We start from the raw sequence: 22,052 nt of genomic DNA, 5'->3' as shown, positions 1-22,052 counted from the left end.
AGCCTTCTTGTTATTTTTCTAGGTAAAGTTCAATATCCTCTTTAAGTTTTAATGGACTAGTCGTTGGTAAATAGCGTTTGACCACACGCCCTTGTCTATCCACCAAAAACTTGGTAAAATTCCACTCGATTCGACCTCCTAATAAGGTCGATTTTTCTTTCTTAAGATAGCGATATAGCGGACTAGCTCCTACACCGTTCACTTCAATTTTTGCAAAGCGAGGAAAGGTTGTTCCATAAGTCAAACTACAGGTCTGATTGATTTCTTCAGCAGAACCGGGAGCCTGATTTAAAAATTGATTGCAAGGAAAATCTAGCACGACAAAACCTTTGTCTCGATGAGGCTGGGCAAAAAGCCCTGGCCCACTTCTCAGTGTTCGTGTCAACATCTCAGCGCAGTGGTTGATTGGTAGATTTGTTCGTGTTTTACACTCCAAATCTAACCTAATCAACTGTGCGGGGGTGGGAAGACGAACTCTTTTTGACTTAGTCGAGTTCTTTCCCACTCCCCCTGTAGTTCCTTGTATTGAGGTGCCAACCCACAACCTGGTGCCGTATTGACAATCAAAAGCACCTGTCCTTTATAATCAGCCATGGACTGGTCTGTGCCATCTTGTTTTTGTACTATAATTTCATAAATGCTCATTATATATCCTCCTCTAGTCAAAATAAGTGAATAAATGTTCCAATTCATTTGGAGTGAGTTGTCTGTATGCACCTCGTTCCAAATCCCCCAGTTCAAAACCTCCAAAGGAAATTCGCTTGAGATAAGTGACCTTGGCACCATAGGCTAAAAACATCTTTTTGACCTGATGAAACTTGCCTTCTGCCAGCTTGATGGTCGCTCTGCTATGGTCTAAAGAAGCCTCCAAGACAGTCAAATCTGCGGGCTGGCAACGAGTGCCGTCCAAAAAGGTAACGCCTGAGGCAAAGAATGTCGGAGCATCCGGACCCAAGGGGCCGTTGACCTCCACATAGTAAACCTTGTCCACATGGTGACTGGGATGAAGCATTCGGTAACCAAGTGGACCGTTGTTGGTGATAAGAACCAGGCCTTCAGTGTCCCTGTCCAAGCGACCGACGGGGTAAAGACCTTCTTTTTTGTCAGGCGGTGCGATCAAGTCGATGACTGTCTGATGCTCCTTATCCGTCACAGCAGAAACCACACCAGCAGGTTTGTTGAGTAAAAAGTAGACTGAGCCTGTTAGCTCGATTTTTCGCCCTGCTACCTGTATCACTTGTAATTCTGGGTCCACAATCTGACCGAGACTTTGGGCTACTTGTCCGTCAATCTTGATTTGCTGGGCTTTGAAAAGTTTTTTAACTTGCTTACGCGAGCCAACCTTGGCTTTCTCTAAACATTTGTCCAATCTCATATCTCTATTCTAGCATAAAAACATGTGACTTGACTTTGTTTGAGAAATGATTACAATACTAATTAGTGATATATCTTTTGCACAGGAAATCTAGATTTGCTTGAATTTCCTACTTGAAATAATAAAGGAGAACGTTATGGGACTTTTACAAGATGGCAAATGGGTGGATCAATGGTATGACACCAAGTCAACAGGCGGCAAGTTTGTCCGTACTGTCACGCAATTTCGCAACTGGATTACACCCGATGGACAAGCAGGACCGACAGGTGAGGGTGGTTTTAAGGCTGAATCAGGACGTTACCATCTCTACATTTCTTTGGCCTGTCCTTGGGCTAGTCGAACCTTAATCATGCGAAAATTGAAGGGTCTAGAAGACCACATTTCCCTGTCAATCGTCCATCCGCTCATGTTGGAAAATGGTTGGACCTTCGCAGACGGTCCTGGTGTGATCAAGGATCCGCTCTTTAACAGCGACTATCTCTATCAGGTATACTTGAAAGCAGACCCAAATTACACTGGCTGTGTGACCGTTCCTGTCCTTTGGGATAAGGAAACAAATACCATCGTCAGCAATGAATCTGCTGAAATCATGCGCATGTTTAATAGTGCCTTCAATGACATTACAGGCAACTACGATGACTACTATCCAGAACACCTACAAGCTGAGATTGATGCTATGAATGACTTTGTTTATCCAAATATCAACAACGGTGTCTACAAGGCAGGTTTTTCAACCAACCAGAAAGTTTATGAGAAAGAAGTCAAGAACCTTTTTGCTGCCTTGGATAAATTAGAAGAACATTTGGCTGACAAGGACTATCTGGTGGGCAATCAGTTGACAGAAGCAGATATCCGCCTCTTCACCACTTTGGTGCGATTCGATCCAGTTTACTTTGGACATTTCAAATGCAATATCAAGGCCTTGGTTGACTATCCAAATCTGTGGCATTACACCAAGCGACTTTACAATCATGCTGGTATTGCGGAAACAGTTGACTTCGACCATATCAAGCAGCACTACTACGGTAGCCATAAGACCATCAACCCAACAGGTATTGTCCCAGTCGGCCCTGACTTGGACTGGACACTTGAAAACTAAAGACACATATGTTATAATCATTGTGCTTAAAAGTTCGGTAAAGTTAAGCATAAAGTAAAACACCCATGGTTGCCGCCATGGGTGTTTTTTTGTGCTTGCTCAAGGCACGCAGGCTAAGTTAACTGTCGCTTTTGTTTTGCCACTTACGGATTAGCCACTCCGTAATAAGTTCTGCAACTACGCTGACTAGCAACGGTAACAAAACAAATTCGGTAAAGTATTGTAGCATAAAGTTTTCACCTCCCAACCTGCGCTGTTTAGTGATTGCGACTTAGATAGTATACCATAAAACGATAATCTTTACCATTATAAAAAAGTTGTTATCCACGTCGTACGCATGAAGAAAATGCATGTAACCATTTTCTTGTCACATGCATTTTTCCAATTTATTTCCATAGTTTTTACATTTAGTCATGAATAATTCCTCAAATTCAGACTAATTATAGCATAAATTTTTGCTAAAAAACTGTATAAAATATGAAAGTACGTTTTCCGAAAACAAAATTTTCTTCATGCGTTTGGCGTGAGTTGTTATCCACTAAAGAATGAAGAATTGAAAAATGAACACAGATATTTTCCACGATTTTCAGAACATCAGTTCCAAAAATAACTGGTTTGCTCCCTCACAATTTCTGTGGTATAATATTTCAGATTTTCAGAAAGAGGAGATTAACATGTCTGACATTAAGGCAAAACGTGTATCCAACTATGAATTGTTTTATGATTTGGTCTTTGTCCTTGCTACTTCTTCACTGACGGGCTTGTTACATGGAGAGCATATCGGCTTCAAGGAAATTGTGACCTTTATCACTGCTAATTTGATTATCATGGCCTTGTGGATCAATGAAACCATTTATCTAAATAAATATGGCGAACGAGACTTTCTAGATATTTTTACGATTATTCCATCCATGTACCTGATTGGAAATATGTCCCTCAACTTCAGCAATGATTTTGAAAAAACAGCTCTTCCCTTTAACGCCTTCTTGACACTGTCCTATGTCCTAATCTTCCTACAATACTATCTGAGAGGAAGACGGATCGGTTTCAATCAGGACATCAAGGCAACCTTGCAGATGTTGGCGACATACATTGCGACCTTTGCCGGTGCAACCTTCTTGGTCGTTTTCAAGCTCTGGACCAACGATGAGCGAATGTTGATTGTCTATATCACTCCCTTCTTGATTTCCTTTTTCTTTCAAAAGAGAATAAGTCATGACCCCATCAACTTTCCACACATGGTGGAACGCTGTCAGCTGATTACCATTATCACCTTCGGTGAAACAGTCATTGCCATTATCAAAAATTATCCACTTTTAGAACTTCCCTTGGAAGGAATCCTTCTCTTCATTGCGATGGCGCCCTCTTCATCTTCTATATTTCCCAAACCTATCTATCCATTGATCATCACCGTAAGGCAGATGTGACCGTTTTGCTCTATGCCCACTTGGTGATTGTCCTTGGTTTAAATTTCTTCACAGTGGCAATGGAGCTGTTCCCTAGCCACCACAATGAACTGGCCTTGCCAATGCTGGTTGTAGGAAACTTACTTTTCTACGGAGGCATCCTTTCGACTTCCTTCTATAATCAACAAATTCACCAAGTTGGTAGAAAAGGACTGTTCATCTACGGTCTGATTTTAGTGATTGGAAATGTTGCCTTACTGCTAGCTGGACATGCAAACCTACTCATCTTTAGCATTCTCAATCTACTCTCACATGGTATGGTAGCCTACCATGTCATTCGTTTCCGCAAAGCCAACCACAGTTTGTTGGGAGAAGATATATAATCATTCAATTTACTACAGTAAAAGAACAAAAAAGCAAGGAGACTTCCTAATTCAAAACCTTCTTGCTTTTTATTATAACTGTATCTAACTATTTCAAAAATAGGTTAAAATCTCCCTTGTACGTAGCCCATTCGGAAGTTAAAAATTCTTTTTTTAGCTGATAATGAACAGGTGCCTGTTGTTCTGTCAAGAATGGTTGGATGTACTTATCAAGCTCCAGCCAGCCTTGCCAACCGATGTGGATCGTATCTTGCATAAAATAATCTATCCCCCCCTGCTCCGACAAATCAGCAATATGATTGAAACCTTGACTGGTCAACTGGTACTTAATCTTTGCTACTGTTGCCCGATACATATCTTTATTGAGACCAGTATAGTTCATCCAACGTTCATTAACCGGGGGAATTACAAATAGCACATCAGTCTGATGTTTAGCAAATTCATTCAAAACCAGCTGAAAATCATTGTACTCCGGTGATTGCAGATAAGATATTTTTGTCTGGGATTGTTTGAGTTTTTTGATTTTTGACTGAAGACGATTTCTATAAAACCTATCATCAATTTGGAAATCATTTGATTGAGTAGAACGACTCCCGTCCTCATTAGCCACTTTACTCAAGCGGTCATAGGAAAAAGTCTCTGGAAGTTTCATCGCTTCCGTTTCTACCAATCCTAAATTACTACCAGAATCAGCAAAGCGACTAAATAAGGCATCTTGCTTTTCTAATAAATAGGCTTGCCAGGTCAACTGCTCTCTATCCCATTTCGACAATTCCTTACCACTAGCTACTTTTTGAAACATTCCTGTCAAACTACAGTCTGATTTAAGCTCTAAGAAACGCTTTGCTGCATATCTATCATAGTCATCCTCAGCACTTGTTTGCAGAAAATGAGTGGCTTGATCACTACTAAAATATTGTTCAAATGCCTTAGATGATGCCCCTTTTGGTGAAAACCATTGAGGAGAAACAACATAGATAGCCTGACTATTTTTTAAATGTGCCCCAATCTGTTGCATGCCAAAATATTGTGTCAGCGAAGCTGCACCACGTTGTCCTAACAAATAGGGAATATACTCTCTCTGATAAGCATCTGCCAACACTGATGGATGCATACTATCAAAACGTGACCACTCACTTGACCCAAAGAAAGGAACAAAACGATGATTTTTGTCTCCCAGAGCCCTATTTTTCTTATATTTGCTCTTAAAACTAATATAAGACAATGCTACTGCATCTTGTTTTTCTTCTTTGAAATTTGGCCGAGAAGAACTCGGGAAAAACAACAAGGTGAGAATAACTAAAAACGTTGCACAAATCACAGGCCCAAAAATCTGCCACAATTGCTTACGCATGCATCAACTCCACAACACCAGAAATGATTTTGTTAGCTGTATTCCAATCTTCACGACCAAACTCTGAAACTGGAACTGTAATATTAAAACGACTTTCTAACTCCACAATAAGTTCTACAGTCCCCATACTATCTAAAACACCCGCATCAAATAGGTCTTCATTCATCATTTCAGATACATCTTCCATAAATAATTCTTCGATAATATTCAATATTGTTTCTTTTACATCCATTTTATATTCCTTTCTACGATTCATACAATCGTTACCTATTGTCTACTTGAACCACAATTTATCTAAAAATCCTGAAAATATCAAGAAAGAGAACATGACCGTATGGAAGGTCACAAACATACCAGCGAAACTCGTCCAACGATTATCTGGCAGTGGTTCTTGTCCAGCTTTTTTTCGAGCTAAATTAATTGATTTCTTCTTACGAATCCAAGCATCATTGATGATCAACCCCAAAGCATGAAAGAGACCATATGCAATATAATACCATGTTACACCATGCCACAAGCCCATCAAGAGCATATTTAACAGATAGGCAACATTAGATACCGTATTTCGATTTTTGAAAACCTTATGTTTCAACAAAGTCTTAACCAGACGCATAAAGACGAAATCACGGAACCAAAAAGATAAGCTGATATGCCATCGATTCCAAAATTCCTTAAGATCACGCGATTTGAACGGTTGTTCAAAGTTAATTGGGCAGCGAATACCCATAAGATTGGAAATACCTATGGCAAACATGGAATAGCCTGCAAAGTCAAAGAATAATTCAAAACCATAAAGATACATAACTCCAATAGTAGGTAAGTTAAACCATCCGCCTTGATCCAAGGCTACTGCCTTTAAAGGCTCCAGTAAAGTATGCCCGATAAAATAGGCTAGAATAAACTTATATAAGAAACCCATCATAATATAATGCACAGTCTGATTGAGCATATTTAATAACTCAGTTCGCTCTGGAATTTGTTTGTAATCTTCCGTAAACCGTCTATAACGATCAATAGGACCGCTCGAAATAGTTGGCATAAATAGCAAAAATTGCAAAAAACTCCCTAAACTAAATTCCATTAGTAAACCGTCCCGCATTTCAATCACCATTCCGACCGACCGAAACGTTAAATAAGAAATACCTAAAAAACCGAAAATTGCTCCATGCTGACTAAACGTCGGTGCCAACTTTACCCAAGTCAACGGAAAAACAGCTAAACACACAATTATATAGAAAACCCAGCTTTGATTTGCCCGTTGACGATAATGCTTGTAGAAAAAAATCAATATTGTCTGCCAAATAATATAGGCCAATAAAGACAGCAACTGCATTGTCTTTGTACCTGTAAACATCAAGACAATGAAGGCTAAACTAACACCTGTTTCATACAAGGGGAAACGTTTTTTAAAAAAGAGTCCTATAAAAATTGGTACTAGCGCCAAGACTAGATAGAAAAAGTACAATGGATTTCCATAAGGCTCTAACTGAGGTAGCTGTTTGAAAAACTCCATCATTGAGCATTCACCTCAGCGATCAACCCCTTAATATCAATCTTCCCATTTGCAGTCAAAGGAAGACTGTCTCGATAAATAAACTTCGAAGGCATCATATAATCCATCATCCGTTCTTTTAACTCCTGCTTGATAACCTTGGTTAACTCCAACTCTCGATCGAACTGCTCCATAATCCCTGCTTTAGGAACAACATAAGCTAACAGATTTTGCACTTTATGGTCAGCATTATAACGTGGAACAGCCATCGCAGCCTCAATGTAGGTTGATTTATTTAAGTGTTGGGCAACTTCTTCCAACTCGATACGATAACCATTATATTTAATTTGGAAATCCATACGTCCGCCATAGAGTAACAGACCTTCATCTGTCATTACACCCAAATCCCCAGTATGATAGGCCGGTAAGCCGTCAAACTGGAAAAATGCCGCCTCGGTTCTCTCAGGATTATTCAAATACCCTTTAGAGACAGCAGGACCTGATACAACAATTTCTCCCTGTTGACCATTCGGTACTACTTGACCATCCTCATCCAAAATAAAAGTTGGCGAGTCTGGTTTGGTATAACCAATCGGCAAACGTTTATAATTCACCAGCATCTCATCAGTGATGGCAACTGCTGATAAGGCGACTGTAGCTTCGGTCGGTCCATAAGCGTTAACAATCACAGCTTTTGGAAAACGTTCGCGGAGCTTCTGAGCTGTTTTTACAGTTAACTCCTCTCCGTCAAAATAGAAATGCGTCAAATCTGGTAAATGTTCCCCATCGAACTCACGAGATAGCAAAGCCATATCTACAAATGATGGTGTCGAAGTCCAAATTTTAAATGGTAAAGTTTGAATAGCTGCAAATAAGGTCTTAAAATCCAAAGTCAACTCTTTCGGTAGAGCAAATAAGGTCCCACCAAGGGCAAGCGTCGGAGCCCAATACATAACCGATAAGTCAAACGAATAGGAAGGTTGAGCCAACATTTGTGGTCGCTCTGGTAGCGCAAACTCCTTATCCCTTATCATCCAGTTAGTAAAGCTGAGCAAATTGTCATGCGAAATTTGCACCCCTTTTGGTTTACCCGTCGTCCCAGAAGTGAAGATAATATAGTAGGTATCTTCTCCGCTTACAGGATGCATCAACTGATAAGTCGATTGCCTCTCAAAAATGGCCTCCACTTCAGACAAACCAAGCACTGGCAAACTTGTCTCTAGCGGAAAGTCTGCTACCGCAAATACCAAACTCGGCTCTGCTATTTCCAGAATAGCTTCAATCCGATCCAAAGCAGAATGACTATCTACAGGGATATATGGATGGCCAGCCTTGGTTAAGGCAACAAAGATTGCCAACATCTGGTACTCCTGTCCGCCAAAAACAAGAACAGGAGAGTTTGCTGGTAAATCCAAACTATCAATATGGGCTGCTAAAGAATCTGAATCTGCCTTTAAATCCCCATAACTGTACAACTGTCCTAGATAATGGTAAACAGGGTAGTCAGGATTTTCTGTCGCAAAATGCTCTACCCGCTCTAACATACTGCTAATCTTTTTTATACTCTCCTCTTTAAAACTCATTATAGATAAATCCTCCCTGTCCAATGTCTAAATAACTATACAGATACAAAAGTAGTAACAATATAAAAAAATAGAACAGGGTTCTACAGATAAATCGTACAACTGGATGTTGCATGTTCTATCTCCTTCCATCTCTTATTCCTGCGAATTACTTTAAATACAATGTCTAGTCAATCTTGACTTACTTCGAACTCATTCCATTCATTAAATGATTAATTTTAAATCAACCTACATTTTACCATAATTTTGTCAATTTATTTCTTTTTTCACTAAAAAATACAAGAATATACCTGTTACACAAAGACTACCCGTGTGCTAGTTCATTTCAAAATAGCGTAAGTTATGAGCTAGAATAATTTGTTAGATTCGTAACTGTAGTCCGGCTAGGCTTCTAGCTAATGTATGTTCGATATCAAAGAGACGACACAGTTCAGAAAAACGTGTTTCAATAGTTCGTCTCATGGCCATTACTTTCCAATTGTTATGTTCTTCAGCTCCTGCCATGTTTTTGCGAAATGGCGTTCATAGATGGTAACCTTCTTGTTCTAAGTCCTTCTTGAGTTCACTGCTCAGGTAGCCTAAATCACCTAGGATAACCGATTGCTTACACCCTTCTAATAATTCATAAACCACCTTGATGTCATGAACAGAGGCTGGTGTGACAACATAGTTCAGAATATAACCTGATAAGGTCACCAACATATGAACCTTGAAGCCGTAGAACCAAAGATGTTTAGAGGCGTTACAGCCAATATCGGCGAATCCTTTAAAAATGGTAGCTCTGTGATTGCGAACCGGTTGGCAAAGTGGCAAAGGAAAACTATCTATAATGGCTAGTTTATCAGATGGAAGCATTTCACTCATAGCTTTTCGAATTAATTGGACGAGCCAAATCAATTGTTTAGACCGACGATTGAAACGACTTCTTTCTAATAACCGACCGCAAGGAAAGAGGTGGCAGATGCTGTAGAAATGGCGTTGTGAGGTTATGCCTAGTTCAGCTTGTAACAAAAGCAAGACAAGGAGTGATTCATCTGAAACTTTGGCAAAACTAACATTACGCCGATGTTTGAAGGAATCAGGACAATAGTTTTGGTAGAAGTGATGACAAATTTGTGATAATTGGTGTACATTCCATTGCAAATGATGAGATTTAGCAGTATACTGTAAGTGGCTCATTTGGACTAACCTCCTGTATGTTTCGTCACTTACAGTATAGTCTTTTTGGGCTTTTTATTGTATTTTGAAATGAACTAGCACCACGGGTATTTCCTATTTCTTCAAGGACAAACTCAGTCACGATGTCATGAATTTTCCTCACATCGTTGAACGGTGCCAGTTGATTACCATTATTACCTTTGGTGAGACGGTCATTGCGATTTTGAAGAATTATCCGATTCAGGCGCATTTCCTCACTGGTGTTCTCTTCTTCTTGGCAATGGCGTTCTCCTTTATGTTTTACATTTCGCAAACCTATCTCAATATCAATCACCATCAAAAGACAAATGTAGCTACCTTACTCTACGCTCATATGGTATTGGTTTTGGGTATCAACTTCTTCACAGTTTCTCTGGAGGTCTTACTTGGTGAGCATGCTAGTTTGGGCTTGCCTTTCCTTCTCATTGGTTACTTCCTCTACTTTATGGGAATCCTAATGACCAGTCGCTACAACCAGGACCTTTATCGACTGGATAAGTCAGTAAGGTTCCAGTATGCTCTCACTTTGTTCATAACAATTATTCTTTTAGTCGTGAGTCAAAATCACTTGCTTCTTATAGCCACAATATTGGCTGTAAGTTCTTACATGATTGTGAGAATTACCCACCGCCATCGTACCTCAGTTAGAGAGAGTTTAAAAGAATAAGAATAACCGACTGCCTAAAAAGGTGGTCGGTTTTTAACACTTATTTTTTCAATTTACTCGCTGCGGCTTGGTCGAGGATAAGAACGACATTGTCATGGTTTTGGAGGACGCTTGCTGGGACATCTTCTGTCACAGGACCTTCCACAGTCGCCTTAATGGCGTCAGCTTTTTCCTGACCATAAGCCATGAGGACAATGGTCTTGGCTACCATAATGTTGGCGATGCCCATGGAAATAGCCTGCTTGGGCACTTCCTCTGGATCCGCAAAGAAGCGTGCATTGGCTTCGATGGTTGATGGCGCCAATTCAACCAGATGAGTCTGACCATCAAATGGAGCACCTGGTTCGTTGAAACCGATATGGCCGTTGCGACCGATACCCAAAATTTGGAAATCAACTGGATATTCAGCCAGAATTTTATTGTAACGTTCTGTTTCAGCAACTACATCTGTCGCCAAACCATTCGGTAAAAAAGATTGTTTAAACGGTTTGGCATTGAAAAGATTTTCCTTCATAAAATGGATATAGGATTGGTCGCTCTCCTCACCTAAACCAACATACTCATCCAAGTTTATAGATGTCACATCTGAAAAGTCTAAATCCGACTCACGAATCAATCTGTAAAATTCTAACGGACTGGAGCCTGTTGCCAAACCTAATACCTTGGCACCTCCGTTCAATTTTTCTCTCAAAATGTCTAATGCTACAGTTGCTCCTTCAACTTGATTGTTTACTACATGAATTTTCATAACACACCTCTTTGGTCTATACCATTTATTGTTTTTCTTTATTATATGGTATAGACCAATTTTTGTCAAGAATTTATACTTATAGAGTATTACATCAGCACGAATAATTTTAATTCTCTTCCCATCCATCAAGACTTAAGTGTCTAACTATGATATAATACATTTATGACAGATGTGCTTTTTTACTTATTTTTTATTGGTATTCTGTTCTGCCTTACTGGCTATTTTATTTCTAAATCAAAGGTCCTAAAGTTTATTTTCTACCTGATTGGTAGTCTATTGGTGGCTTTGCCATTTTCCCTATTGATTTATTTTACCTATATTTTATTTTAGTCTAAGGAGTGAATATGAATACTGCAGATTTTGATTTTGATTTACCCGAAGAGCTTATCGCTCAAGTTCCCCTTGAAAAGCGCGACAGCTCTAAACTATTGATCCTCGACCGCGAAAAACGGAGCATGGTTGACAGTCACTTTGACCATATCATCGACCAGCTGAATCCCGGTGATGCTCTGGTCATGAACAATACACGTGTTCTGCCTGCCCGTCTCTATGGCTACAAGCCTGAAACTATGGGACATGTTGAGCTTTTGCTTTTGAAAAATACCCAAGGTGATCAGTGGGAAGTTCTTGCCAAACCAGCAAAACGTCTGAAAGTCGGTACCACAGTTGCTTTTGGTGACGGACGATTAACTGCTACTATCGTAGAAGAATTAGAACACGGTGGAAGAATAGTTGAATTCTCCTATGAAGGTATCTTCCTTGAAGTCTTGGAAAGTCTAGGCGAAATGCCACTTCCACCTTACATTCATGAGAAATTAGAAGACCGTGAACGCTATCAAACAGTTTATGCCAAGGAAAACGGTTCTGCCGCAGCCCCAACTGCTGGACTACATTTCACCCAAGAGTTACTCGAAAAAATCGAAGCTAAAGGAGTGAAGCTAGTCTATTTGACTCTTCACGTTGGACTTGGGACCTTCCGACCAGTCTCTGTTGATAACGTTGATGAACATGAAATGCACTCGGAATTCTATAACCTATCAGCAGAAGCTGCTCACACCCTCAATCAGGTCAAAGATAGCGGTGGTCGTATCGTCGCAGTCGGCACGACATCCATCCGCACCCTCGAAACCATCGGTAATAAATTTGATGGCCGTTTGGAAGCTGATTCTGGTTGGACAAATATCTTCATCAAACCTGGCTACACCTTCCGAATCGTTGATGCCTTCTCAACCAATTTCCACCTGCCAAAATCTACTTTGGTTATGCTAGTTTCTGCCTTTGCAGGTAGAGAATTTACCTTAGATGCCTATAAACATGCTGTTGAAGAACGTTACCGCTTCTTTAGTTTTGGGGATGCAATGTTTATTCAATAGGCTGTTATCACCAATTTATTCTGAGTTCAGATTTTATTTTCCTTACATCTCAAGGAGGGCCCTATGAATAAGATTGAAAGTCGCCATCAGCTGATCCTGTCTCTAATCATGGAGAAGAAAATACACACCCAGCAGGAATTGCAAGAATTACTAGAGGTCAATGGAGTCTCCGTCACCCAATCTACCCTCTCCCGTGACATCAAGATGCTCAATCTTGTCAAAGTCAACGAAGATGATTCTTCTCACTATGTCATCAACCCCATTGCTCCTACTCGCTGGGAAAAACGACTGCGACTCTATATGGAAGATGCTTTGGTCATGCTAAAACCTATCCAACATCAAGTGGTTCTCAAGACCCTACCTGGATTGGCTAACTCATTCGGTTCTATTTTGGATGCCATGGAGATTCCTCAAATTGTAGCAACCGTCTGCGGTGACGATGTCTGTCTCATCATTTGTGAAGATGTCGAGGGGGCACAAGCTTGCTTCGAGCACTTGAAACAGTTTACTCCACCATTTTTCTTTAGTAAATTATAAAAATTTGTGTTCACAAACAACATACTTAATTTTAAAGATAATTTTTCAAATAAATATCAATAACTTCCCTTTATACTCATAAACGAAAATCTAACATATAAGCGTTTTATTGTAGAATAGTCTAATTTGACTTATTCTATATGCAGATGGGGTCTATTTCTAAAACAGCATATAATAAGTCACACCTTCATATATTTTTGTCCACTTCTTGTGAACAGTGACACATTTCTATCTCATCTTTTAATGTTATTCTTCATAAGAAAAGCTCTTAGATATTTCACTAAGAGCTTTTAAACTGTAATTTACTATTCAATACTGATAGTGGCTATTCCGCAGCTAGGCGATAGACTGCCTCAGCATAAATATCCATTGTTTTATATAAGTCTTCTAATGGCATGCGTTCATTTTCCTGATGCTCTGTTTGTTCTGTATCTGGGAAACATGCACCAAAGGCCACACAGTTTGGCATAGTACGAGCAAAGGTAGCCCCACCTGACGAGATTGGCTTACTTGTCAAATCTCCTGTCTTATCTTGATAAACAGACATGAGCGTAGATACCAGCTGGCTGTCTAATGGCACATACAAGGAAGCAAGGTAGTCGTACTCTTCATAGGTCAAGCCACATGATTGCGCTTTGGCTTGTAAAGTAGAAACTAGGGCTTCTTTATCCGCAGTGACAGGAATACGAATGTCCAAGCGAATTTCTGATTTTTTTGCGCTAATAGTTAGGCCTGCAATATTGAAACTGAGTGTCCCTGATGGTTCATCAGTCACATCACCAAAAAGCTTAAATCCTGTGGCATCTTCACCAACTGCATTGACGATAAAGTCCAAGGCTGGATGACTTTCGAAATGTTCTAAGGCCTTTGCCAAACGAACGATGGCATTGACCCCCTCGGCAGCATCCTTGGCGTGCCGAGAAATACCGAGAACCGTTACTTGATCATCTTTGGTTTCATAATCAAAGCCTAATTGATCTAATTCCGCAATAACTCCTGCTAATAAATGACCAGAATAGCTTGCCTTGGCAGGTACTACGTTATAGGCAGTTCCCGCTTCGATACTCAGACAAGGGTGACCTGGACCATGCAATTTGGCCTGTAGCAATCCTTTTTCAGCATAAGTCAAAGGGAAGGAAGAATCTGGTGCAAAGCCCATAGTTGCCACTTCTTCTATTTGATTGTAGCGGTTCATACACCGCCATAAGGTCTCTTCATCTGTTCCAAAAATGAAACGAATCCGCTTGTTAAATTGGACTCCCGCATCAAGAAGTGCTTTTACTGCAAATAAGGCCGCCATCGAAGGACCTTTATCATCCTGAACCCCGCGTCCAATAATATAATCTCCCTCTACCACAGCCTCAAAAGGCGGCGTCTGCCATTGACTAAGATCACCAGCAGGTACCACATCTAAGTGGCAAAGGATTGCTAATAATTCCTCGCCTTGCCCAATTTCAGCATAGCCATAATAGCCAGCAGGGTCTAAATAAGTTTTAAAACCCATTTTCTCCGTCATGGCTAGGGTATGTTCCAGTACATCCTGAATAGCTTGACCAAAGGGTGTCGTGCAGGACAGACGGAAAAGCCACCAATTCTTTAATAGCCTGGACACACTCTTCCTGATGAGTGGATTGAATAAAACTTGTATTCATTGTTACTCCTTTCAACATAATAAGATATGATATATTTTCTAGCACTATTCTATCATAAAAGGAAAAACTGAGCCAAATTTTATCTGTATTCATGATAAAATCTGACCCAGAATTTCGATTAGAAGAATGTCGCAATGACCAAAATAGCTATGGAGGCAATCATGATGCCTACGATTAACTTACCTACAAATTTATACCAAGTACCAATTTCAACACGACCAAGAGCCAAGGCTCCCATTACAATACCTGATGTTGGAGCCACCAAGTTCAAGAGACCTGATGCAGCTTGGAAAGCTGTGATAACCAGGCTTGCTGGTACATTTACAAACTCACCAAGAGGTGCCATGATACCCATAGAAGCCCCTGCAAGACCTGATGAAGATGGAATCAAGAAGGACATTGGTAGGTAGAAGAGATAGGTCAAAATGATGAATACTTGTGAAGACAAACCTTGCAATCCTTCTTCACCCATATGGAGAATAGTGGCAGTAATCATACCATCGTTCATGATGACTTGAATACCACGCGCGATAGCACAAATCAAAGCTACGCTGAAAATATCAGCAGCACCGAACATAAAGGATTTTACCAAACGTTCTTCACTCATACCATAAACTAAACCAACTACAATCCCTGCGATACCAAAGAGCATTGCTCCTTCTGGGAAGTACCAAGTACCAAGAGCAGCTGTTGAAGAACCAATCATTTGACCGATGAATGGAAGACCAATCAACCAATCATTAAATTGTGTAAAGATAGTCACACCCAAATCTTCCCATGGAATAAAGCTACAAATCATGAGAACAAATGTTAGTACAAATACCCAGAGAACACGTTTTTGAGCTGGTGATAATTCTGCATTCACTTCTTGAGTTGCTGCGACATTAAAGTGTTGCATATCTGCTTCACGCTGTTTGTAAACCAAGGACTTAGTCGGATCGTTTTTCACTTTCTCAGCATAGTTGGCTACAAAGAGAACCCCCATCAAGAGAATAACAACGAAGAAGACCAAGCGCCAAATCATACCGTCCGCAACACTTACACCTGCTGCATCAGAGGCTACAACCGTTGCAAATGGGTTTACAGTAGAAGCCAAACAGCCGATTTGAGAACCTAGCAAGATGATGGCTACACCAGTAATACTGTCAAAACCAACCGCCATCATAACAGGAACAAGGAGTGGGAAGAAAGCCATTGTTTCTTCACCCATACCATAGGTTGAGCCTCCCAAGGCAAACAAAGGCATGAGGATGTAAATCAACATTTTTTCACGACCTTTGAAGCGTTTTACAATAGAAGCAATCCCTACATCAAGTGCACCTGTTTCGTTAACTACACCAAGAAAGGCACCAACCATGATGATGAAGAATGCTACGTTAATCGCTGCTTCAGTCGCACCGTGACCAAGCATGGCACGAACTGGAGCCATAAAAACATCGTAAATCCCTTGTGGATTTTGAGCAACCTTCTCATAGGTACCAGCCACCAAACGTCCGGCTTCATCAACCTGATATTGACCAGCTGGAATAATCCATGTCATCACTGCCATAAAGGCAATAATGAGCATCAATATTGTATAAGACGAAGGCAATTTAAAGCCTTTTTTCACTTTTTCGCTCATCGCAAAAACCTCCTATAATATTTTGAAAGTTTATCCCCTATTTAAGGGAAATTGTATCCGTAATAACCGTATCAAATATCCACCTATCTTCAAGAGATGTCTATCTCCTTCAGTCTATTATCGTCATTTAGTTTTTCTTTTATTACTTCGTTAACTCGCCTTGCCTAACTCTAGTTATGCCTGCGGCTCGTTGCCTAGTACTAAAAGTAAACTAAAAGACTATATCTGAAATCATTGCTTATAGATAGATACTTGATAGGAAATGGATGAGAGGGGAGGGAGCTTAGAAGCCCAGACCTTCATTTTTTGATTAAAGGGAACCCTTGTAGGACTATCAACACTTCCACTCCCCTAACTCCATCAATAAATAACCCGTCTAGTTTAAAAACTATATTTGCATGTAGAGTACATCAATAAATAGAAGCCTCAACAATACATACAGCTGCTTAGCCTTTGACAATGATAGTGCCACTATCGGATTCAATCAAAGCACCTAAGTTTTCTAATGAGGTAATGACTGCTTTTGATTGCGGCTTATTGTTTACAAAAGCAATAGCTGCTTCAACTTTCGGTAGCATAGAACCTGGTGCGAATTGATTTTGTTTGATATATTCTTCCAATTCAGCTACGGTAACAGTTTCTAATTTTTCTTGGTCCGGTTTGTTGTAGTTAACAAAGACATAGTCTACGCCTGTCAAGACGATAAATAGGTCTGCATCAACCAATTCTGCCAAACATTGGGAAGCAAAATCCTTATCGATAACTGCTTCCACACCGGTAAGAGTACCGTCTGCTTCTTGGACAACTGGAATGCCACCGCCACCAGCAGCTACGACCACTTCACCTGCATTGAGAAGGGTACGAATGGTACCAATTTCTTTGATTCCTACAGGTTTTGGCGAAGCAACGACTTTGCGCCAGCCACGACCGGCATCTTCTTTGAAGGTTGCACCAGTCTTTTCTGCTTCTGCTTTCGCTTCTTCTTCTGTATAGAATGGTCCAATCGGCTTGGTCAAATTTTCGAAGGCTGGATCATTCTTATCCACGATAACTTGGGTCACAACAGATGCTACATCTTTTTCAATGCCTTCCTTGAGCAATTCATTTTCCAAGGCATTTTGCAACCAGAAACCAATCGAACCTTCTGTCATAGCTACCAAGCTATCCAGTGGAAAAGCTGGGTTCTTTTCCGAATCAGCAGCAAGGTTTTGAAGAAGTAAGTTTCCAACCTGAGGACCATTACCATGCGTGATAATAAGGTCATCCCCATTTTTTATCAATTTTACAAGGTGCTTGGCTGTTTGTACCAAGGCCTCTTTTTGTGCTTTAGCCGATGGGTCGGACGATAAAATGGCATTGCCACCCAAGGCTACTACAATTTTACGATTTGCCATATCTCTTGCTTTTTCCTCACTTTCGCGAAATAGTAATCGCTTACACATCCATCCTCAAAATAAGGGGGCTGGGTGCCAGCCCCCGGAGGTTGCGATGACTAGAGAATATACTCAATGAAAATCAAAATCAGACTAGCTCCAAAGGTTTGAGGAACCTTTGGAGGTTGGAAATAAAACGAGCGAAGTTCGTTTCGACTATGAAGATAGAACTCTGTTCCTTTTATACTTCAAGGGAACAGGCTGAAAACCTCCACTGGAGCTTTTCAGACATAAAATCGAGGCAACAACGTATGAGTTTGATTTTCGAAGAGTATTACACACGTGGAACAAATGGATCCCCCAAAGTCGCTGCCATCACTGCTTTAATTGTGTGCATACGGTTTTCAGCTTGGTCGAAGTGACGAGCATACTTGCTACGGAATACTTCGTCTGTTACTTCCATTTCTTCTACGCCAAATTTTTCAGCGACATCTTTACCATAAACAGTGTTTGTATCATGGAAGGCAGGTAAGCAGTGCAAGAAGATGAGATTTTCATTTTCTGCTTTTTTCACCAATTCCATATTCACTTGGTATGGTTTCAAGAGGGCAACGCGTTCTGCAAATTTATCTTCCTCACCCATTGATACCCAAACGTCTGTATAGAGAACATCTGCGCCTTTGACTGCTTCGTCAGCATTGTCAGTAATAAGCACACGCGCTCCAGATTCTTTAGCAAATCCTTCTGCCAATGCTACAACTGTTTCATCAGGGAAGAGTTCTTTTGGTGAGAAGATATGAACATTGACACCAAGAATGGCACCTGTTACCAAAAGTGAGTTAGCAACGTTGTTACGGCCATCACCACAGTAAACCAAAGTCAAACCTTCCAACTTGCCAAAGTTTTCTTTGACTGTCAAGTAGTCCGCCAACATTTGAGTTGGGTGCCATGCATCTGTCAAACCATTCCATACTGGCACACCAGAGAATTCTGCTAATTCTTCCACCATTTTTTGGCTGAAACCACGGAATTCAATACCGTCGAACATACGTCCCAAAACCTTAGCAGTATCTTCTGTAGATTCTTTCTTGCCAAGTTGGATGTCATTTGCGCCAAGATATTCTGGATGGGCACCAAGGTCAATGGATGCTACTGTGAAGGCGGCACGAGTACGAGTTGATGTTTTTTCAAACAATAGGGCAATATTTTTACCTTCCAAATAACGGTGTGGAATATTGCGTTTTTTCAAATCTTTCAAATGAGCTGAGAAATCAATCAACCATTCCAACTCTGCACGAGTAAAATCTTTTTCTGCAAGGAAATGTCTGCCTTTAAATACGTTTGTCATTGTCTCTTCTCCTAATGTTTAAATAAATTTTGTCAATGTCTGGCACCATTCTCCATCTTCTTGATAAACTTCAGAAGTTGCTTGGTAGCCGACTGACTCATAAAAAGTCTTTGCAGTTAACTCCGAATGTATATCCAACTGACGAAAGCCTGTTTCACGTGCATAAGCTTCCAAAGAGCTGATAATCATTTTTCCATAGCCTTTTCCACGAAAATTCGGTAGAGTGGCTATTCGGGTTAGACGAGCTTGACCAGGATCGACAGGAAGAAAACGTCCCGTTGAAACAGGCTCCTCACCAATAAAGAGATTGGCGTAAACTCTTCCTTCCGTATCATTCTGGTCAAATTCATCTTCCTTTGCAATACCACGCTCAAGGACAAATACCTTATAGCGGACATAGATAGAGGCTGCGCGTTGCCATTCTTCCGAACCGATAGTTGTTCGTTCTATACTTGGCATTAGATGTCTTCCCGTTCAAACGGCATTGACATACAACGAGGTCCACCACGACCGCGAACCAATTCACTTCCGCCAATCTTAATCAAACGAAGCCCTTTGGACTCGAGGATAGCATTGGTAATCGTATTGCGTTTGTAAACAACTACCACACCTGGTGCAATGGTCAATGTATTTGAACCATCATTCCATTGCTCACGACCAGCAGCAACCAAATCGCCACCACCGCAACGAATCAACTCAACTTTTTCAAGACCAAGGTTGGCCGCCAATAATTCAGCCAAATCGCCATGTTCTTCTTCAATGTGAAGCGTGTCATTTTCATAGGTTACAGAGAAGACACGAAGGTCGCCTTCAATTTCTGGGTGAATAGTGAACTTGTCATAGTCAACCATGGTAAAGACAGTATCTAAGTGCATGAATTTACGGTTGTTCGCAAATTCAAAGGCCAATACTTTCTTGAAACCAACATGTCGTTCAAAGATGTTTACCAAGAGTTTTTCAATGGACGCTGCATCGGTCCGTTGTGAGATACCTACTGCCAACACATCTCTTGAAAGCACTAATTCGTCACCACCTTCAATCCGTGTTGTTTCCTCACGGTTGTAAACCAATGGAACTTTTCCACCGTATTCTGGGTGGTAGGTAAAGATATATTTACCATACAAGGTTTCACGGTTACGAGTTTCTGCATACATGTGGTTGAGCGAAACTGCATTACCAATCGTAGCAAATGGATCCCGAGTGAAGTAAAGGTTTGGCATTGGGTCAATTGCAAATGGGTAGGATGATTCGACCAGGTCTGTCAAACCTTTTTCTTCAGCAGGGACTTCCGGTAACTCAGCTTTCTGAACACCCGCCATCGTTTTCTCTACCAACTCTTTGTTGTCTTCAATAGCTAGCAAGAGTTTGCGAATAGCTTTTTTAGTAGCACGACCACGAATATTTGCTTCTTCTAGGTATTCATCAATAAATTGCTCACGAATTTCAGGTGTTACTAAGGATTCAGCAGCCAATTGTTCAAGGTAGAGAACTTCGACTCCTTCATCTCGTAATGCTTGTGCGAATGCATCGTGTTCTTTTTGAGCATCTTCCAAGAATGGAATATCATCGAACAAGAGACGTTCTAGGTAGTCAGGCATCAGGTTTTCAATTTCCTTACCAGGTCTGTGCAACATAACTTTTTTCAGTTTACCAATTTCTGAAAAAACATGAATTGGATGGTTTGACATGATCTGTCCTCCTAATATTTTTTTATACTCTTCGAAAATCAAACTCATACGTTGTTGCCTCGATTTGATGAACTTCAGTTCTATCTTCATCTTCGTCGCCTAGTCTGATTTTGATTTTCATTGAGTATTACTTGATTGGAAATGATAGTGGACCGTACGCTTCCCCCACTCTCATTTCCTTTACAACCATAGTGTAACAGAGAACAACATCAAAAACTTGAAAACGTTCACATTCTTTTGAGAAATTCTTCACATTTTTACGCGTATTCTTGGGTAATTATCGATAAAAACAACAGAATTATGAATATTGTTTATCCTTTACACCATTATATGAATATTTATTTTTATAAAAAAACAGAAACTAATGTGTTTCTGTTAGATTTTCGAGAAAGAAATCAATATCGAGATAGGTCAGTTGTTTGTGGCTATAGGCAATCTTTTGATCCTGCTTCAATTGTTTTAAAACATGGCTAACGGTTTCTCGTGTCGTAGCTGCTAAACGCGAAATCTCCTGAATATGAATTTCAAACGGTAAGGTAACAAACTGATCGCGCTGGCACATATCCCAATAAAGAAGAGCCAGGGCTTGAACGACTCGATCTGATGCCTTAGAACGCATCGCATTTCGCAAGCGCAACTCTTGAAAACGAAGCACTTTGGATAATTTTTGACAGATATAGACCATTTGACTAGGATTTATCTTCGACAAGGTTTCAAACAAGACCATCGGCACAATAAAATACTCTAGGTCCGTTATGGCAATGGCAGTATAATGATAAGGTTTGTCCTGAAACATATCTCCAAATGGAAAGGCACCACCCTGCCGAATATAGTCCAAATACGTAAAACTATCCGTCTCATCATATTGCTCAATCCGAGCATAGCCCTTATACAATACAAATAGATAATCTCTAGGATCCTCTGCGTAAAAAAAGATTTGACCCTTTGGAATCTTTCGAAAACGAATATGCTTAGCTAATTGATCGAAACTTTCCCTTGAGAAGTTTTCAAACGCAGGATGGTTTCGAAGAAAGTTGTATTGTTCGTTCGTAATCATCACTCTCTCCATTCTAATCAAAGTATTTCTCTACACATTCTAACATATATTAAGATATAATTCTAATAATATTCCGTAATTTCCTATAATAATCTA

Annotated in this window: 19 protein-coding genes and 3 pseudogenes; 5 read left to right on the top strand and 17 right to left on the bottom strand. The window is 40.3% G+C overall.

Annotated elements, in window-relative coordinates:
* Positions 1–10: 10 nt before the first annotated feature.
* The 3 genes from ODU55_RS03575 to ODU55_RS03565 are packed head-to-tail and all read right to left on the bottom strand — an operon-like array spanning position 11 to position 1,375.
* Complete coding sequence (locus ODU55_RS03575) at positions 11–451, bottom strand: glutathione peroxidase (protein WP_398581897.1); 441 nt, start codon at positions 449–451, stop codon at positions 11–13.
* On the bottom strand, positions 448–645 hold the full coding sequence (locus ODU55_RS03570; protein ID WP_398581896.1) for a glutathione peroxidase: 198 nt from the start codon (positions 643–645) through the stop codon (positions 448–450). Before ODU55_RS03570 ends, ODU55_RS03575 begins: the two co-directional genes overlap by 4 nt.
* A gap of 13 nt (positions 646–658) precedes the next feature.
* Positions 659–1,375 carry a pseudouridine synthase gene (locus ODU55_RS03565; RefSeq protein WP_398581895.1) on the bottom strand — a complete coding sequence of 239 codons (717 nt, stop codon included), beginning with the start codon at positions 1,373–1,375 and terminating at the stop codon, positions 659–661.
* Between the two features lie 136 nt (positions 1,376–1,511).
* Between ODU55_RS03565 and ODU55_RS03560 the strand changes: the two genes are divergently transcribed.
* Positions 1,512–2,474 carry a glutathione S-transferase family protein gene (locus ODU55_RS03560; protein WP_398581894.1) on the top strand — a complete coding sequence of 321 codons (963 nt, stop codon included), beginning with the start codon at positions 1,512–1,514 and terminating at the stop codon, positions 2,472–2,474.
* 674 nt (positions 2,475–3,148) lie between these two features.
* Positions 3,149–4,263: pseudogene (locus tag ODU55_RS03555) on the top strand (low temperature requirement protein A).
* 88 nt (positions 4,264–4,351) lie between these two features.
* Here the strand turns inward: ODU55_RS03555 and dltD are convergent.
* From dltD to ODU55_RS03525, 6 genes and pseudogenes are all read right to left on the bottom strand, one after another.
* Positions 4,352–5,617, bottom strand: coding sequence for a D-alanyl-lipoteichoic acid biosynthesis protein DltD (gene dltD, locus ODU55_RS03550; protein WP_398581893.1), 1,266 nt, complete (start codon positions 5,615–5,617; stop codon positions 4,352–4,354).
* A complete protein-coding gene (dltC, locus tag ODU55_RS03545) occupies positions 5,610–5,849 on the bottom strand; it encodes a D-alanine--poly(phosphoribitol) ligase subunit DltC (protein WP_398581947.1) in 240 nt (79 codons plus the stop codon). Before dltC ends, dltD begins: the two co-directional genes overlap by 8 nt.
* 42 nt (positions 5,850–5,891) lie before the next feature.
* Positions 5,892–7,133, bottom strand: coding sequence for a D-alanyl-lipoteichoic acid biosynthesis protein DltB (gene dltB, locus ODU55_RS03540; protein ID WP_398581892.1), 1,242 nt, complete (start codon positions 7,131–7,133; stop codon positions 5,892–5,894).
* The gene (gene dltA, locus ODU55_RS03535; protein ID WP_398581891.1) at positions 7,130–8,692 is read right to left on the bottom strand and encodes a D-alanine--poly(phosphoribitol) ligase subunit DltA; all 1,563 of its coding nucleotides are present in this window, start codon (positions 8,690–8,692) and stop codon (positions 7,130–7,132) included. Before dltA ends, dltB begins: the two co-directional genes overlap by 4 nt.
* A complete protein-coding gene (dltX, locus tag ODU55_RS03530; protein WP_002937209.1) occupies positions 8,682–8,807 on the bottom strand; it encodes a teichoic acid D-Ala incorporation-associated protein DltX in 126 nt (41 codons plus the stop codon). Before dltX ends, dltA begins: the two co-directional genes overlap by 11 nt.
* 245 nt (positions 8,808–9,052) lie before the next feature.
* Positions 9,053–9,871 (bottom strand): annotated as a pseudogene (locus tag ODU55_RS03525) (IS982 family transposase).
* A gap of 127 nt (positions 9,872–9,998) precedes the next feature.
* On the opposite strand from ODU55_RS03525, the gene ODU55_RS03520 reads away from it, so the two are divergent.
* Positions 9,999–10,556, top strand: coding sequence for a low temperature requirement protein A (locus ODU55_RS03520; RefSeq protein WP_398581890.1), 558 nt, complete (start codon positions 9,999–10,001; stop codon positions 10,554–10,556).
* Positions 10,557–10,596: 40 nt separating this feature from the next.
* Here the strand turns inward: ODU55_RS03520 and ODU55_RS03515 are convergent, their stop codons facing one another.
* Entirely contained in the window at positions 10,597–11,304 is a 708-nt protein-coding gene (locus ODU55_RS03515; protein ID WP_398581889.1) for a glucosamine-6-phosphate deaminase, read from the bottom strand.
* A gap of 347 nt (positions 11,305–11,651) precedes the next feature.
* On the opposite strand from ODU55_RS03515, the gene queA reads away from it, so the two are divergent.
* Complete coding sequence (queA, locus tag ODU55_RS03510) at positions 11,652–12,680, top strand: tRNA preQ1(34) S-adenosylmethionine ribosyltransferase-isomerase QueA (protein ID WP_024377163.1); 1,029 nt, start codon at positions 11,652–11,654, stop codon at positions 12,678–12,680.
* Positions 12,681–12,743: 63 nt separating this feature from the next.
* Positions 12,744–13,217, top strand: a complete 474-nt coding sequence (locus tag ODU55_RS03505) for an arginine repressor (protein WP_002941715.1) — start codon at positions 12,744–12,746, stop codon at positions 13,215–13,217.
* Positions 13,218–13,542: 325 nt separating this feature from the next.
* On the opposite strand, the pseudogene ODU55_RS03500 reads toward ODU55_RS03505, so the two are convergent.
* The 7 genes and pseudogenes from ODU55_RS03500 to ODU55_RS03470 form a co-directional block, all read right to left on the bottom strand.
* A pseudogene (locus ODU55_RS03500) lies at positions 13,543–14,869 on the bottom strand (dipeptidase).
* A 118-nt stretch (positions 14,870–14,987) separates the two neighbouring features.
* Positions 14,988–16,490 (bottom strand): YfcC family protein, encoded by a 1,503-nt coding sequence (locus tag ODU55_RS03495; protein ID WP_398581888.1) that lies wholly within the window; start codon positions 16,488–16,490, stop codon positions 14,988–14,990.
* Positions 16,491–16,936: 446 nt separating this feature from the next.
* Positions 16,937–17,884 carry a carbamate kinase gene (gene arcC / locus ODU55_RS03490; protein WP_002941719.1) on the bottom strand — a complete coding sequence of 316 codons (948 nt, stop codon included), beginning with the start codon at positions 17,882–17,884 and terminating at the stop codon, positions 16,937–16,939.
* A 313-nt stretch (positions 17,885–18,197) separates the two neighbouring features.
* Positions 18,198–19,211 (bottom strand): ornithine carbamoyltransferase, encoded by a 1,014-nt coding sequence (argF, locus tag ODU55_RS03485; protein WP_002941720.1) that lies wholly within the window; start codon positions 19,209–19,211, stop codon positions 18,198–18,200.
* Positions 19,212–19,229: 18 nt separating this feature from the next.
* Complete coding sequence (locus tag ODU55_RS03480) at positions 19,230–19,670, bottom strand: GNAT family N-acetyltransferase (RefSeq protein ID WP_398581887.1); 441 nt, start codon at positions 19,668–19,670, stop codon at positions 19,230–19,232.
* The gene (gene arcA, locus ODU55_RS03475; protein ID WP_398581946.1) at positions 19,670–20,902 is read right to left on the bottom strand and encodes an arginine deiminase; all 1,233 of its coding nucleotides are present in this window, start codon (positions 20,900–20,902) and stop codon (positions 19,670–19,672) included. The genes ODU55_RS03480 and arcA overlap by 1 nt, the downstream gene beginning before the upstream one ends.
* A gap of 358 nt (positions 20,903–21,260) precedes the next feature.
* Positions 21,261–21,956, bottom strand: a complete 696-nt coding sequence (locus ODU55_RS03470; RefSeq protein WP_398581886.1) for a Crp/Fnr family transcriptional regulator — start codon at positions 21,954–21,956, stop codon at positions 21,261–21,263.
* Positions 21,957–22,052 lie beyond the last annotated feature (96 nt).

It is taken from the genome of Streptococcus sp. 2022WUSS037 (assembly GCF_044427225.1).
Taxonomy (GTDB): Bacteria; Bacillota; Bacilli; order Lactobacillales; family Streptococcaceae; genus Streptococcus.
The sequence above is the reverse complement of the archived record's forward strand: the minus strand, read 5'-3'. Positions and strand labels throughout refer to the sequence as shown.

Bases quoted from the DNA above. Each gene is read 5' to 3' on its own strand.
- ODU55_RS03470 (WP_398581886.1), bottom strand. From the start codon at position 21,956: ATGATTACGAACGAACAATACAACTTTCTTCGAAACCATCCTGCGTTT.
- ODU55_RS03570 (WP_398581896.1), bottom strand. From the start codon at position 645: ATGAGCATTTATGAAATTATAGTACAAAAACAAGATGGCACAGACCAG.
- ODU55_RS03560 (WP_398581894.1), top strand. From the start codon at position 1,512: ATGGGACTTTTACAAGATGGCAAATGGGTGGATCAATGGTATGACACC.
- ODU55_RS03520 (WP_398581890.1), top strand. From the start codon at position 9,999: ATGAATTTTCCTCACATCGTTGAACGGTGCCAGTTGATTACCATTATT.
- ODU55_RS03515 (WP_398581889.1), bottom strand. From the start codon at position 11,304: ATGAAAATTCATGTAGTAAACAATCAAGTTGAAGGAGCAACTGTAGCA.
- dltB (WP_398581892.1), bottom strand. From the start codon at position 7,133: ATGATGGAGTTTTTCAAACAGCTACCTCAGTTAGAGCCTTATGGAAAT.
- queA (WP_024377163.1), top strand. From the start codon at position 11,652: ATGAATACTGCAGATTTTGATTTTGATTTACCCGAAGAGCTTATCGCT.
- argF (WP_002941720.1), bottom strand. From the start codon at position 19,211: ATGACAAACGTATTTAAAGGCAGACATTTCCTTGCAGAAAAAGATTTT.
- ODU55_RS03505 (WP_002941715.1), top strand. From the start codon at position 12,744: ATGAATAAGATTGAAAGTCGCCATCAGCTGATCCTGTCTCTAATCATG.
- ODU55_RS03565 (WP_398581895.1), bottom strand. From the start codon at position 1,375: ATGAGATTGGACAAATGTTTAGAGAAAGCCAAGGTTGGCTCGCGTAAG.
- dltD (WP_398581893.1), bottom strand. From the start codon at position 5,617: ATGCGTAAGCAATTGTGGCAGATTTTTGGGCCTGTGATTTGTGCAACG.
- dltA (WP_398581891.1), bottom strand. From the start codon at position 8,692: ATGAGTTTTAAAGAGGAGAGTATAAAAAAGATTAGCAGTATGTTAGAG.
- arcC (WP_002941719.1), bottom strand. From the start codon at position 17,884: ATGGCAAATCGTAAAATTGTAGTAGCCTTGGGTGGCAATGCCATTTTA.
- ODU55_RS03480 (WP_398581887.1), bottom strand. From the start codon at position 19,670: ATGCCAAGTATAGAACGAACAACTATCGGTTCGGAAGAATGGCAACGC.
- dltC (WP_398581947.1), bottom strand. From the start codon at position 5,849: ATGGATGTAAAAGAAACAATATTGAATATTATCGAAGAATTATTTATG.
- dltX (WP_002937209.1), bottom strand. From the start codon at position 8,807: ATGCAACATCCAGTTGTACGATTTATCTGTAGAACCCTGTTCTATTTT.
- ODU55_RS03495 (WP_398581888.1), bottom strand. From the start codon at position 16,490: ATGAGCGAAAAAGTGAAAAAAGGCTTTAAATTGCCTTCGTCTTATACA.